Below are 14,684 nucleotides of genomic sequence, written 5' to 3'. Positions count from 1 at the left end.
CTATAAATCATGAGCACTGAGCAGCCGGTCTATTTTGCCCCAGTATTACCTTGGCAGCAAACTGCTTGGGACAACTTGATAGCACGCTATGAGCGTCTACCGCATGGCTTGTTATTTGCTGGGATGCAGGGGATTGGTAAACGTGCTTTTGTATGGCGCTTTGTGGCTTGGCTACTTTGTGATAATCGTGAGCAGCCAAGCTCGCAGCAAGGCGCATGTGGTCAGTGTCAAAGCTGTCAATGGCTCGCCTCTGGGACGCATCCTGATTTGCAGGTGTTGCCCATCAGCAGTTTGCCAAGTTTAGAGGTGGAGGCCGCAACTGCAACCAAAGGCGGTAAATCCAATACCAAAAAAGCGTCTGAGAATGAGGCGGCTAAAGCTTTGGTAAAGCCGTCTATAAAGATTGATGACATTCGAGAGCTGCAGCCTTTTATTAGCCAGGGTAGTAGTGGACGCCGGGTTTGCGTTATTGATTATGCCGATAAGATGACAGTGGCTGCAGCCAATGCGCTGCTTAAAACCTTAGAGGAGCCGCGTGAGGGCATTCATTTGCTGCTGATTAGCGATATGCCTACCAAATTATTGCCCACCATCAGAAGTCGGGTGCAGCAAGTGGCGATGGATCCTATGGCGCATGAACAGGTTTTTGCTTATTTAGAGAATCATGTCTCACAACACACTCAAAACCCCGCTCAATCGGATAATGCAGCGCCTTTATCTGAGCAAGTGGCCCAAGCATTGAAGCTGTCTAATGGCGCGCCGCTGGCTGCCTTAGAGATGCTAAGCAGTGCTTGGTACCAGCAGCGTGGTACTTGGGTTAAGGTTTGGCTGGCACTCAGAGCCGGCAAGCGCAGTGCCATAGCGGCCAGTGATTATTGGCAAAAGCAGCTGTCTTTGGATGACTTTATTAAACTATCAGAATTTATGCTGATGGATTTTAGCCGTCAATGCTTAGGGATGCCCACCTTGCAGCAAGATTTGGCATTGGCGCAATATCAATCTATTACTGAGCTTCAGCTTGAGTCCATCCAAGCGTTAATGACTGTGATTGAGGATGTGAAAATAGCGTGTCAGCAAAACGTCAACGATAAAATGGCTTATGATCAATTATTGGCAGCGTTAGCCTTGTTATAACCGTATAAAAAAAGAGCCTCGATTCATTACCGAGGCTCTTTTTTTTAGCTGTGCTTAACTTATTTTATCTTTATTAAAATAGCTAAGGGCTTATTTTTCTAAAATACAAGTGACACCTTGACCACCTGCTGCACAGATTGAAATCAGTGCACGGCCTGATCCTTTTTGATCCAGTAGCTTAGCAGCAGTGGCTAGGATACGACCACCGGTTGCTGCAAATGGATGGCCTGCAGCCAGTGATGAGCCATTAACGTTTAGTTTACTGCGGTCAATAGACCCTAGTGGGGCATCAAGACCCAAACGCTCCTTACAGAAAGTCTCATCTTCCCAGGCGGCTAGAGTCGACAGTACTTGTGAGGCGAAGGCTTCATGGATTTCATAGAAGTCAAAGTCTTGTAAAGTTAGGCCGGCGCGTGCAAGCATACGAGGTACAGCGTAAGCAGGTGCCATTAACAGACCTTCTTTAGGGCCATTTTTGCCAATAAAATCAACAGCAGCAGTTTCTTGATGGACAATATAAGCCAGTGGTTTTAGGCCATGAGCTTCAGCCCACTCATCTGTACCCAGTAGGACACAAGAAGCACCATCGGTTAGAGGGGTAGAGTTGGCTGCTGTCATGGTTGGGTTAGCGTTACGTTTACCAAATACAGGTTTTAGCGTTGCTAATTTTTCTAGTGAAGAGTCTGGACGTAAGTTGTTATCACGGGTTAAGCCCTTGTATGGGGTAATTAGGTCATCAAAGAAGCCCTCTTCATAGGCACGGGCTAGGTTTTGATGGCTTTTTACTGCCAACTCATCTTGTGCTTCACGGCTGATGTTCCATTCTAAAGCGGTAATGGCCTGGTGATCGCCCATAGATAGACCGGTACGTGGCTCACCATTTTGCGGCGCATCGATAAGCTCTTTTGGATTGATGCTGGTTAGGGCGCTTAGGCGCTGTTTGTTATTGCGAGCGGCGCCCAGTTTGATTAAGGCTTTGCGTAGACCATCACCCACAGCAATAGGGGCATCTGAAGTGGTGTCCACACCACCAGTAATGGCCGAATCGATAATGCCTAGAGCAATTTTATTGCTGGCAGCAAAAGTGGCTTGTAAACCAGTGCCACAGGCTTGAGAGACATCATAGGCAGGCGTTTGTGGGTCAAGAGCGGTATTAAGCGCTGACTCACGGGTTAGGTTTAAGTCACGGCTTAGTTTTAATACCGCACCGGCCACGACTTCACCAACACGCTCACCTTGTAATTCATAACGCTCAACCAGACCGTTTAAAGCGGCGCTTAACATGTCAATGTTGCTGGCGTCAGCATAGGGACCATTAGAGCGTGCAAATGGAATACGGTTACCGCCTAAAATAGCGACGCGGCGAGGAAGATTCGAGGTTTTTGAATTGTCTGACATTGAGCTTTCCTTGTTGGTTTTTGACTTATCAGCAGGTGATTGGTTAGCGGGCTTATCACCAGACTGTTTTTGGGTTTGATTGGTGTTGTCTGAAGCTTCTTGCTTGGGCGCTTCAGCAGTAGATTTGGTGGCTTGTTTTTGCGCTTGTTTAGATTCAGTTTGATTAGACTCTTTTTGAGTTTGAGCGTCGTCAGCTTTATTGTCTTTAACTTGTGTGGCTTCTTGCGCAGGCTCATCGATTTGAGACAGATTGTCTTCTTGTTGTGCTTGTGCTTTGGCTTCGGCAATAATCTTTTGTTTGGCAGCGCGATCTTCGCTGATGACGGTATCTGCCTCAGTTTTTGAGGTGGAGACGACTTCTTGCTGTAATTTTGAGAAGTCTGATGTGGTGTTTGAGTCTTTGGTCGGGGCGGCATTGTTAGTATCGTTTAGTAATGACTCACCCGCTTTGTTCACCACAGTGGATGTCACCGCAGAGGATTTGTCAGCAGATTTATTTGATTGATTAGAATTACTCATTTAACGTCCTTATATTCCAAAAGTTTTATTTACCAAAAGTTTTATTTACCAAAAGTTTTATTTAAAAGCTACCCAATGAGAGTCAAAGACGGTCATTTGCAGGGCCTGTTTGCTTTAGGTGCTTGCTATAATCGTATATAATCCCAGTTCATTGTTATTCAAATTGTTGTTTAGATTACAGCAATATACTTGTTAGGTAAGTAGAGATAATTTTAACATTGTTACTAAAGCATTGTATGGCGTGTTGGTCTATAATAATATAATGTTATCGTTGTTAAGTGCACTCATAACATTAGGTTTTATTTTATCACATCATTAATAATAGGCAATCTTATATCGTTTCTGTTAGTGGGCAACTCGTTACCAGTGTGAAGCGAATGTTGCTAAGATAAAACTTAGATACCCTGCATTTACATGAGGGCCGTATCTCTTTGAGATTAAGGGTTGCACTGATAATCAGCAGTAGTAGTTAGTAAGTTTTAAGGCGTCGTGAGGTGGGTGAGCTGTGCACGATTTGGTAGTAAATATGAACTGATCAGTCGCAGTTTTCTGAGTAATAACCCTTATTAAATCTGAAAATATCACTCATTATCATGACCCTGAATTGCTAAAGCATTCTATTGTTTCATCCATCATATTATAAATTAGGAGATATTATGTCAGATCGCTATGGAGAGTTTGTACAGTCACCGCTAGGAAAAAAAGTGGCTAAAAATTTAGGACTGCCTTTACCGACTAAACTAGATCGTTTTGAGCCGGGTGAAAAAGTCGTCCGTGGTAGCGTATTATTTGGCTCAGCCTCAGGAGACGATAGCCGTCTAAGTGATGCCATCGCCCAAGTGTTAAATTCACTACATGCTGACGTATACGTTGCTGGCGATGATGCACACAAAGACGTTTTGTCAGGCGCAGGTGTAGAAGCCAAAGACAGCGAAGGGCACACTGAAAAATATAAAGTATTGGTTTTTGATGCCAGTAACATTGCTCATGCCCCTGACTTAAAAGAGATGTATGACTTTTTCCATCCTGTGGCACGTCAAGTTGAAAAATCAGGCCGTGTGATCATTATTGGTCGTCCACCAGAAGAGTGCGACCGTATTGGCAAAACATTATCACAGCGCGCCCTAGAAGGCTTTGTAAAGTCTGTCGGTAAAGAGTTCAAAAACGGTATTACCGCGCAGCTTATTTATGTGAGTGAAGGTGAAGAGGCGAATTTAGACTCAACGCTACGCTTCTTTATGTCGGCACGCTCTGCTTATGTTTCAGGTCAAGTGGTTCGTGTGGGTGCAGGCAGTGTGGTCGATGTAGATTGGTCTAAGCCACTGGCTGGCAAGACGGTACTTGTGACCGGCGCAAGCCGTGGTATTGGTGAGTCTATGTCACGCGTATTGGCGCGTGATGGCGCACATGTTATTTGTTTAGATGTGCCGCAGCAGCAAGCCGATTTACAAAAAGTGGCTGGCGAAATTGGTGGCTCAACCCTCGCTCTAGATATCACAGCTGATGATGCTGGCGAGAAGATTGCAGAAGCTGCAGCCAAACGTAATGGTCTAGATGCCATTATTCATAACGCAGGGATAACCCGTGATAAGACACTGGCTAAGATGGATGACAAGCAGTGGGATATGGTGATCAACATCAATTTGCAAAGTATCGCCATGATTAACGATTACCTATTTGATAATGATGTATTGAATGAAAATGCACGTATCGTCTGTGTATCATCAATCTCAGGTATCGCCGGTAACCTAGGTCAAACTAACTATGCCACCTCGAAAGCGGGCGTAATCGGCTTGGTTCAAGCCACCGCTAAGAAGCTAAAAGCTGAAGGTAGAGGCATCACTATTAATGCAGTCGCACCTGGCTTTATCGAAACCCAAATGACAGCCGCCATTCCCTTGACTATCCGTGAAGCGGGCCGTCGTATGAACTCTATGAGTCAAGGTGGTCTACCCATTGATGTGGCAGAAACCACTGCTTGGTTGGCAGCACCTGCTTCAGGCGGCGTAAATGGCAACATCGTACGTGTCTGTGGCCAAAGTCTATTGGGCGCTTAATTGTCTATAAATTTTATTGCTATTTGACATGAACCCAGTCATGCTAGGTGCTAAGCCGTAACTAAATAGCAGTAATTTACCCAAACCTGCCGCTGTATTGTAAAATAGCCATCGAAGTGATGGCTATTTTACAAAGTTGAGATGACATTTTAACAAGGATTTTATATGACAGCCCGTGAATTCAAGAGCTTGCCTGAAGCCAGTAAAACCTATACCAAAATACTAAAATCATTATTACCGGTCATAGGAAAGAGCCATAAGGAAGAACAACAAGCTCTACCAGAAGCCAGCTACAAGGTCGGTGAGTTAATCATTGATCAGTCAAATCTACAAGATTACCGCCGCATTTGTGGCTTTGCCGACAATGGTCAAGTACCGCCCACTTACTTTGCGGTTTTATCTCAAACCTTGCAGATGAACATGATGGTTGATGAAGCCTTCCCATTTGCTATGCTAGGGCTAGTACACGTCACCAACTCAGTGACTCAATATCGCCGCATTGCTGATACCGAAGTGGTCACTATGGAAGTGAGCTTTGCCAATTTACGTGATCATGACAAAGGCAAGCAGTTTGACTTTGTTACCCAAGTTCACAGCGCAGATGAGCTGGTTTGGGAAGGCACCTCTACTTATCTATCCCGCCAAAAGACCAAGGGCGGTAGTCCGACCAAAAAACCAAAGGTCGTGAGCGAAACGCTTGAGGCTCAGCAAAACGATATTCACAGTATCTTTGCCGTGCCAGAAGATATCGGTCGCCGTTATGCTATGGTTTCAGGGGATTTTAACTTAATTCATTTGCATGCTGTGACCGCGAAAGCTTTTGGCTTTCCGAAAGCCATTGCACATGGGATGTGGTCAAAAGCTAAATGCTTAAGCTTTATGGATCTGCCAGAAGCTTATAGTGTGGATGTTACCTTTAAGCTGCCTATCTTCTTGCCATCAGAAGTTGAGCTTATTGGCGACAATGCAGACAACCTAAAAGACTCAGAGCAGGTTGTATTTAATCTATACAATGCTAAAAATAAAAGACCCCATTTAACCGGTGTTATCAAGAAACTGTAAGATGACAGGTACGCTGATGTTTATACCAGACGTTTTATTGGTAATAAAGGCACAGCGGCTGGTATAAAAGAAGCTGTTTAGTCAGCTAGGGAGGGACTCCTTAGCTGAATTTGTTGTGTTTTTAAGGATTTAATATGTCAAAAGATGAGGCAACGTCCGAAAATTTATCTGCTGATACTAAGGATGAAGGTGTCAGTGAGTCTGCTGAGATATCACTTGAAGCTGCTTTAGCCCCAGTATTAGAAAATGCCAAATTCCCCAATGCTCAGACTGTGGTATCAGGCAAGCTGTCTGCTGAACAGGTAGTAAAAGCGGCTGAAGCGGGTATTGAGCATATCATAAACCTACAACCTGAGTCTGAGCTAAGCTTTGATGAGCGAGCGGCGGTAGAGGCTCAGGGCATCAACTATACTCACTTGCCCATTGCTGGCGCAGAGGACTTAAAACAAGTCAATTTATTAGAATTCGATAAAGCCCTGCGCACCCATCATGGCAAAAAAACCTTAATACACTGCGGCTCAGGCAATCGTGTCGGGGCTTGTATGGCGCTGCGAGCGGGCTGGTTAAGAGGTCGCAAGATGGACACTGCCATGCAGCAAGGCAAAGAACATGGGCTAACGGGGCTAGAAGAAGAGGTGCGTATGCGCTTATTGGTACCTCGCTGATTGATTAAGAGCGCTAATAAGCTTAATGCTTTTACCTTTACCACGTTATTTGCCGATACATTGAGTGACTTTATGGATAACTTGCAAAACCAACTGACCCAAATCATGACCCAGCTACAGCTTGAAGATGCCCCTGTTGGCGGCGCTGTGGTGGTCTATCATAAAGGGCAGCTTGTGGCCCAGGCTTCTGTGGGACAAGCGACCCCGCGTTTAAGCTGGAACAAAGACAGATTGGGGCTGAATTTTTCGACTGGGAAAGGCGTATTGGTAACTTTAGTCCATATCTTAGTCTCTAATAAGATTTTGGCTTATGATCAGCCCATTAGCCAGTACTGGCCTGAATTTGCCGCCAATGGCAAGCAACAAATTACCTTGAGACAAGTGCTGACTCACCGCTCAGGACTGTTTAATATTCAAGCCATTACTGACTTTGCCCCAGAGCTGACAGATTGGCAACTGATGCTGCAGCGTGTTGAGCAGATGCCGCCCCAAGCCACCTTTAATGAGCAGGCCGAAAGTGCCTATAGTGCTTTAGTCTCGGGATGGGTGATAGGGGGCTTAATCGAGAAAGCCACTAACTTGTCTCTAAATGAAGCCTTACAGCAGTATTTGACTGAGCCCTTAGGTATCAGTGACAGTATGTATTTTGGGGTGCCGGCCGATAAGATTGGTGAGGTGGGTACGGTGGCTAGCAACTTTGACGACTTTGATACGGTGATGGGCTTAGTAGAAGCTGACGCTATCAATGAAGATGAGGCTGACAAAGCTGTCAAAAAAAGAAGTGCTAAACCCAAGCTGCGCTCTGATTCAGAGGCTACCTTGGCCGCTTATCAAAGCTTGCCAAGCTACAGCTGCTGGCAGCAGCTACTGGGTCAAAAGCAGTCTGATGCACCGCTTAAAACCTTGCAGATTGCCAATTTATACTTTGATATGAGTGGCGTTAAGATGCAAGACTTCAAGTATGCGTTGGTGCCGGCCGGCCGCTCTGAATTTAATTATCATACCCCTGAATCTTTGATGGCAAAAATACCGGCGGCCAATAATGTGGCTTCAGCCGACGCCTTGGCTAAGATGTACGCCATGCTTGCCAATAAAGGGATTTGGCAAGGCAAACGGTTGATTGATGAGTCGGTGTTTGATGAGTTATCGAGTGTTCATGTGGCAGGCAGTGATGCGATTATGCCGGCCACTCATCCTCAAAGCATGCATTGGCGCCTAGGGTATCACCGTATATTTAGCCGCTGTCAGCCTGCTGAGAATCTGCAGTATGCTTTCGGCCATATGGGTTACAACGGCTCTATGGCTTGGTGTGATACCCAAAAACAGCTGGCGGTGGCCTATGTGCACAATTATGATGTTACTATGACCACTGACATTCGTCAGTTCGCTTTAATTGAGGCTATTTTGGCGCACTTTAGCAAGTCAATTGATTAAGCGTAGATTCGTAAATTAAACCTGAAAATAAAACCAGTCAGGTTTAATTTACTTGGCGATTTTACAAGATCTGCTAGAGGTGGGCCGCTTGGCGAGATGCCTTTGCCGTTAGGCAGGTTTATTAGTGCTGCTAGGTTTAGCGTCATCAATAAGTCTGGGTGCCACTATACCGTGCAAAAATATAGAGACAATAATGACGATGCTACAGATAATCCATAAGTCTGTGGCATCATCGAGTGCAAAGACGTCTTGATTTAGAGCATAGGCTAAGTAATAAAAAGATCCGATACCGCGGATGCCTAAGCTTGAGATGACAAAACGCTCCTTATTGGGCAAATTAAGCCCCGCCAGTCCTATCCACCCAGCAGCCGGTCTTACCACGAACAAGAACAGTAAGCTTGTGGCATATACTTGCCAGCTTAAGCTTACATCTGAGCTTAAACCTTGACCCAACGCCATCCCAAATACCACCAATACCAAGGACATAAGCAGCCCCTCTGATTGCTCAGAGAAGTCATGTAATGCGGTATGATAATCATGAGTGTGCTCGCTGTGACGGAAGGTGAAAGCAGCAATAAACACAGAGATAAAGCCGTAGGCATGCACAAATTCTGCCACACCATAAGCCAATAACGTCATCGCAATGACCACATAGCCTTGCGACATAACGGTGTCTTTATTGCTTTTTGAGAAAACCAACTTGCTAAGCAGCTTACCAACCAAGACACCAACGGCGACACCAGCACCGACTTTCCAGAGTACATCTACACTAAGCCAGTCGACTAAAAGAGACAAGGACAGCTCATTTGCCTTACCGTAATACGCCGCAATTTTTATTGCCAGATAGACAAAAGGAAAGGCCAGACCATCATTGAGTCCCGCCTCAGAGGTAAGGGTAAAGCGCGGGGTGTCCTCATTACCAGAGTTAGGCGGGCCTACTTGAATGCTAGAGGCCAATACCGGGTCTGTCGGCGCCAAAATAGCACCCAGTAAGATAGCTGCCGCCAAGCTCAAGCCAAAAATATAATAGCCAAGCGCTGCCATTGCCGCGATACATAAAGGCATGGTGATGAGCAATAGCCGAAAGGTGGGCCGCCAATGCTTATAGCTAAGCGGGGTATCAATTTTTATACCGGCACCAACTAAGGATACCAGTACCACAAGCTCACATACCTTTTCGACCACCTCACCATTGGCGATAGGATTTAAAAAGGGGAGCGCAGACCAAAAATAACCCATGAGTAAGCCAAAGCTTACCTGTAGCATCGGCAAAGATAAGGGCAGACGTTTTAAAAAAACAGGGGATAGGGCACCAAACAAAAAGGCGATGCCACACACTAGAAGAAACTGATTGTAGTTTTCAAGCATCAGAGTATCGATAATTTGAGTTAAGAAGAAAAAACACTGTCAATAGTAGGGCTTAGTATTGGTCAGTAACAGAGATTAATAATGGCGTATCTGCCCGGCATTAAATATTGTTTTTAGGTAATATTTATCGAAAGAAGCCGACTGTCAGTGACGGGTAGTGAGCTTTAAATAGTGACTTATGCTAAGTGACAAGTGCGGGGCATAAGAGGTAAAAAAACGTCTGCCCACAACGCATAGTCTGCCACTGCAGTATATTTTCAACCCCCTGCTGTGGAGATAAGGGGTCTGTCACTCGCCCAGTCGGCCTCAAAAGTATTGTAACAAATAAAGCGGATAAAATAGCGGTTATTATGCGTTACTCTTGTACTAAGTCGATTTGCCAATTGCTGGCTTGAATGATTAGATTTAAGTTACGCAGCTTCATTGCTAAGTCATCTGCTTGTTTTTGAAGTGCGGATACTGAAATCATAACCCGCCATTTGATTTCGCGCGGGCTATAGCGGTCCACCTCATTACTGGCGGCTGCTATGGCCTCGACAAGCAACTTGTGACGCATCTGCAGCATATCGCGCTGTGCCAATAGGCTTAGCATGGACTGACCTTGTTCAGTGGTGGCAATGGCATTAGTGCGATGAATGCGCTCTATTAAATTGGAAAGCTCGCTTATGACTTGATTGGCCTCGACAAGCAACTCTTCAGGTGCTTCATTGGGAGTGTCTCCTTCTTGTACTTTGACATTATTGGCAATTCTGGCGTTAAGCTGAGCCAGTTTTTTTTGTAAGTCACTGCGAATAAGTAAGGCTTCGGCAAGTTTCATAATATCTCAACTTCTCTTTATTTATAGGATTGTAAGATAACCTCTGCCGGTGTTATTGTCTATAAGGATTATGAGAGTCGATAGTGGCATTAAGCATAAACCAACGTAGTTTTATTATTTTTTATACTAAAAAAAAGGGTAATGTGATGGAAAATTATGATGCACAAGCACTACAGAAAAAATATGAGCATTGGCATGATTTGCATCAGCAGATACATGAAGCTCAGGAGAAATGGCGAGAAGCCAGTGCCTTATTGTCTGAATTGCAAACGTATTACCAAAGTGAGCAGTGGCGAAGAGATTATGAAAACAACGTCGCTGTTGAGTGTGCAGATAATGTGCACTCTATCCTCAGCGAAGATGCGCTATGGAGTGCATTAACTGACCATCAAGAGCAGGCCATTCGTTGGATGCGGCTGGGATTAGATGCTATAGACCATTAGCGTCTGGCCTAAAATAAGCTGTGGCCTAACGTGACCTAACACTGTACAAAAAAAGCCAGCATCGGCTGGCTTTTTTTTGAGTTTTTATTCATTTTACAACGTATTAACGTTCAACTTGACTCACATCACGTACCGCACCGGTATCCGCACTGGTGGTCATGGCGGCGTAGGCACGTAGGGCTTGACTGACATGGCGCTCACGACTTTCAGGTTTCCAAGCTTTGCTACCACGTGCTTCCATCTCTTCACGGCGGCGGGCAAGCTCACTGTCAGAGACCTCCAGGTTAATGCTGCGATTTGGAATGTCGATGTGGATGGTATCACCCTCATTTACTAGACCAATAGCGCCACCTTCGGCAGCTTCCGGGCTGGCATGGCCGATTGATAGACCCGAGGTGCCCCCCGAGAAGCGGCCATCGGTTAATAGCGCACACTCTTTACCCAAGCCTTTTGATTTTAAGTAAGAAGTCGGGTAGAGCATCTCTTGCATGCCCGGGCCACCTTTCGGGCCCTCATAACGGATAATGACAATATCACCGGCCACGACTTTGTCCGCCAAGATGGCCTCTACGGCGTCATCTTGTGACTCAAACACACGGGCACGGCCAGTGAAGGTTAGGATGCTGTCATCAACGCCAGCAGTTTTTACCACGCAGCCACGCTCAGCAATGTTACCGAACAATACGGCCAGACCGCCGTCTTTAGAATAAGCATGCTCGGCAGAGCGGATACAGCCAGACTCACGGTTTAGATCCAGATTGGACCAGGCTTTGTTTTGAGAGAAGGCTTGGGTGGTACGTACGCCGCCTGGTGCTGCGATATACAAATCACGTGCCGCTTCATGATTGGGATGATCAGTATTCATCACATCCCACATCTCAAGCGCTTCTTGCAAGGTCTTGGCGTGAACGGTTGGCAAGTTTGTGTGCAATAGACCGGCACGATTTAGCTCAGCCAAAATTGCCAATACCCCGCCGGCACGGTGCACATCTTCCATATGGTATTTTTGGGTAGCAGGCGCCACTTTTGATAAGCAAGGCACGCGGCGACTTAACTGGTCGATATCGGCCATTTTAAAATCAACTTCCGCTTCATGCGCAGCGGCCAATAAATGCAAGATGGTATTGGTTGAGCCGCCCATGGCGATATCAAGGCTCATGGCATTTTCAAAGGCTTCTTTGGTGGCAATAGAGCGTGGCAGGGTCGACTCATCGTCCTGCTCATAGCGGCGTTTTGCTAAATCAACAATACGGCGACCGGCTTCTAAGAAAAGGGCTTCACGCTTGGCATGAGTGGCTAACAACGAACCATTACCTGGTAGTGATAAACCTAAAGCTTCGGTTAAGCAGTTCATTGAGTTGGCGGTGAACATGCCTGAGCATGAGCCGCAGGTTGGGCAAGCGGAGCGCTCAATCTCTAACACGTCCGCATCGCTTACGTTGTCATCAGCGGCGTCAATCATGGCATCCACAAGATCTAGCTTACGGATTTTTTTGCCATCTTCATTGACGGGGGCATCAAGATTATGACTGGGCGCTAAATCTTCAGCCAATACCTTGCCGGCCTCCATAGGGCCACCCGAGACAAAGATAACTGGGATGTTTAGGCGCATGGCTGCCATTAACATACCTGGGGTGATTTTGTCGCAGTTTGAGATACATACTAACGCATCTGCGCAGTGGGCATTGACCATATACTCTACAGAATCTGCGATCAAGTCACGGCTTGGCAAGGAGTACAGCATACCGCTGTGACCCATGGCAATGCCATCATCGACCGCGATGGTGTTAAATTCTTTGGCAACCCCGCCCACACGCTCAATCTCACGGGCAACCAGTTGGCCCATGTCTTTTAGATGGACGTGACCTGGAACAAACTGGGTGAAGGAGTTGGCAATGGCGATAATTGGCTTATCAAAGTCACCATCAGTCATACCTGTGGCACGCCATAATGCACGGGCACCAGCCATATTGCGGCCTGAAGTTGAGGTCTTAGAGCGGTATTGCATATAACATCCTTTTTATCTTAGGTATTGAATTACTCAATAGGTATTGTAACCTATAAACACAGATTTGGTTAAAGCAAAAAATATTGATTAAGTATAAATTAAAATTATGATTTAACTCAAAAAATATTAGACCAAGCGGAGCTCAATGGCCTCTTGTAATTGGGTAAGTTGTGGTTTTTGATCCTCAAGTAATGCCAATATTGTCAGCGCATATTGAGCCGGTAGAGCCTGATAGCCCTCTAAGCGCTCAAGCGCCATCCACTCATCCTCTGCTGTGACTACTAAAGGCTGAGTGCTTTTATTAAGTACAAACACATCGCCATAAAAGTGCCAATCTTGCATAGAGGCTTGTAGGGCCTCGGCTTTATATTGGGTATAAATAGGATCACGATCTTTAGCCGTGTTGGTGAATTTTAGGCGCAGTGCAATTTGCAACCGATCACAAAACATCACTAAGGTGCCGGTGACTTTTACTTGCCAAGGGGTTTTTACCAAGTCCTCACTGATGCCTATAAGTTTGGCCGCGTCTGCGGCAAACATAGGGGTTTGAAACTGTTTTAATAGCTCAGCATTTAGGGGGTGAGCGGACTTAATATCATCGCTTAGCGCATCATAATGATATAAAAATGGCAACTTCTCATCTTGACTGATGCTTTTGTCAATAATTTTGCAATTGTGAATCTGCCACGGCGTATCATTGGTGAGTAAGTCATTGAGTATCAAGGTGTTAGGATCGGCGGTGAGCTTTGGTGCATCCGTTAGGCTCAGATGGGATGCTTGTAAATTAGGGGCGGGGAAATCTGTATTCATAACAGGCTCTCAAAAGTAGCGTAGGATTAAGGAGCAGCGCTGCGCAAAGAAATGGCACCCATATCACGCTGGATAATATTCGTCAGCAGCAGCTTGGTCACCTCAAGCTCAGTGACGGCGTCTGGCAGCACCTCAAAGCCATGATATGGGGAAGTGTCAATGCTATTTAACGCCACAAAATCAGCCAATCTAAGCATTTGCATGCCGGCATAACCACAAGGGTTAATGGCATTAAAGGCACCCAGATCACAAGTGAGGTTTAGGGCAATGCCGTGGTAGCTAAAGCCGTGCTTAATCTTAAAGCCCAATGAGGCAATCTTACCGAGCATCAGCTCATCTTTGTTATAAATATAAACACCGGGCGCATCTTTACGGGCTTTGGCATAAAACTCTGTAGCGGCTGGCTGACGGCTTAATACCGCATTTAACACATCTTCAATGCTTTGCTCTGCATGTGATACCAAGTCTCGCACCGACCAGCCGGCATTATTTAAGTCAATTAGCCAATAAATGACCAATTGCCCTTTGCCATGCCAGGTGACTTGGCCACCACGATCGGTATGGATAATGGGTGTATCACCGCGCTGTAATATGTGCTCTTCTTTGCCGGCTTGACCGAGGGTATAGACATCCTTATGCTCGACAATCCACAGCTCATCGGGGGTGATAATGCCTTGGCGTTTTTGTTCGATACGCTTTAAAGTATGGCTCAGCATAGCAGCGTGCGTCTGCTCATAATCGGCATCAATTAAGGTACGTAACTTAAAAGCGCTTGGCGCTTTGGCGTCGCCTATAGCGTCGCTTTGGGTTTGGTTGTGAGTAGAAATCATAATCAGCTATTGTTTTATTTGGAGGTTATAGCATATCATGGGGTCATCGAGCTCGCCATAGCTGAACACTGCTATATTGATTGCTTTTTTTAAGTGTCGCATAAGCGACCAAAACTTTCATGTTATGACCTTTGTTTGA

At 45.7% G+C, this 14,684-nt stretch carries 12 protein-coding genes; 6 read left to right on the top strand and 6 right to left on the bottom strand.

The features are described 5' to 3' along the window. The first annotated feature begins 6 nt into the window (after nt 1-6). A complete protein-coding gene (locus MN210_RS07335) occupies nt 7-1,134 on the top strand; it encodes a DNA polymerase III subunit delta' (RefSeq protein WP_338412836.1) in 1,128 nt (375 codons plus the stop codon). 90 nt (nt 1,135-1,224) lie between these two features. Here the strand turns inward: MN210_RS07335 and MN210_RS07330 are convergent, their stop codons facing one another. After that, complete coding sequence (locus MN210_RS07330; RefSeq protein WP_338411955.1) at nt 1,225-3,051, bottom strand: acetyl-CoA C-acetyltransferase; 1,827 nt, start codon at nt 3,049-3,051, stop codon at nt 1,225-1,227. Nucleotides 3,052-3,707: 656 nt separating this feature from the next. On the opposite strand from MN210_RS07330, the gene MN210_RS07325 reads away from it, so the two are divergent. The 4 genes from MN210_RS07325 (at nt 3,708) to MN210_RS07310 (ending at nt 8,269) form a co-directional block, all read left to right on the top strand. After that, a complete protein-coding gene (locus MN210_RS07325) occupies nt 3,708-5,108 on the top strand; it encodes a 3-oxoacyl-ACP reductase (protein WP_110816633.1) in 1,401 nt (466 codons plus the stop codon). A gap of 165 nt (nt 5,109-5,273) precedes the next feature. Beyond that, nucleotides 5,274-6,170, top strand: coding sequence for a MaoC family dehydratase (locus tag MN210_RS07320; protein WP_241878060.1), 897 nt, complete (start codon nt 5,274-5,276; stop codon nt 6,168-6,170). Nucleotides 6,171-6,304: 134 nt separating this feature from the next. After that, the gene (locus tag MN210_RS07315) at nt 6,305-6,835 is read left to right on the top strand and encodes a protein tyrosine phosphatase family protein (RefSeq protein WP_011960628.1); all 531 of its coding nucleotides are present in this window, start codon (nt 6,305-6,307) and stop codon (nt 6,833-6,835) included. A gap of 72 nt (nt 6,836-6,907) precedes the next feature. Next, a complete protein-coding gene (locus MN210_RS07310; RefSeq protein WP_011960627.1) occupies nt 6,908-8,269 on the top strand; it encodes a serine hydrolase in 1,362 nt (453 codons plus the stop codon). A 108-nt stretch (nt 8,270-8,377) separates the two neighbouring features. On the opposite strand, the gene MN210_RS07305 is transcribed toward MN210_RS07310, so the two are convergent. Both MN210_RS07305 and MN210_RS07300 read right to left on the bottom strand, forming a co-directional pair. Beyond that, nucleotides 8,378-9,637 carry a cation:proton antiporter gene (locus MN210_RS07305; RefSeq protein ID WP_338411954.1) on the bottom strand — a complete coding sequence of 420 codons (1,260 nt, stop codon included), beginning with the start codon at nt 9,635-9,637 and terminating at the stop codon, nt 8,378-8,380. Between the two features lie 355 nt (nt 9,638-9,992). Continuing rightward, nucleotides 9,993-10,454, bottom strand: coding sequence for a DIP1984 family protein (locus MN210_RS07300; RefSeq protein ID WP_011960625.1), 462 nt, complete (start codon nt 10,452-10,454; stop codon nt 9,993-9,995). Between the two features lie 146 nt (nt 10,455-10,600). Between MN210_RS07300 and MN210_RS07295 the strand changes: the two genes are divergently transcribed. After that, entirely contained in the window at nt 10,601-10,897 is a 297-nt protein-coding gene (locus tag MN210_RS07295) for a DUF4298 domain-containing protein (RefSeq protein WP_011960624.1), read from the top strand. Between the two features lie 103 nt (nt 10,898-11,000). On the opposite strand, the gene ilvD is transcribed toward MN210_RS07295, so the two are convergent. From ilvD to lipB, 3 genes are all read right to left on the bottom strand, one after another. Then, nucleotides 11,001-12,905: a dihydroxy-acid dehydratase gene (gene ilvD / locus MN210_RS07290; protein ID WP_011960623.1), complete on the bottom strand. Its 1,905-nt coding sequence runs from the start codon at nt 12,903-12,905 to the stop codon at nt 11,001-11,003. Between the two features lie 126 nt (nt 12,906-13,031). Beyond that, nucleotides 13,032-13,715, bottom strand: coding sequence for a hypothetical protein (locus MN210_RS07285; RefSeq protein ID WP_338411953.1), 684 nt, complete (start codon nt 13,713-13,715; stop codon nt 13,032-13,034). 26 nt (nt 13,716-13,741) lie between these two features. Next, nucleotides 13,742-14,545 (bottom strand): lipoyl(octanoyl) transferase LipB, encoded by an 804-nt coding sequence (lipB, locus tag MN210_RS07280; RefSeq protein ID WP_413775355.1) that lies wholly within the window; start codon nt 14,543-14,545, stop codon nt 13,742-13,744. Nucleotides 14,546-14,684: the final 139 nt, after the last annotated feature.

The organism is Psychrobacter raelei (assembly GCF_022631235.3).
Lineage (GTDB): Bacteria > Pseudomonadota > Gammaproteobacteria > Pseudomonadales > Moraxellaceae > Psychrobacter > Psychrobacter raelei.
The sequence above is the reverse complement of the archived record's forward strand: the minus strand, read 5'-3'. Positions and strand labels throughout refer to the sequence as shown.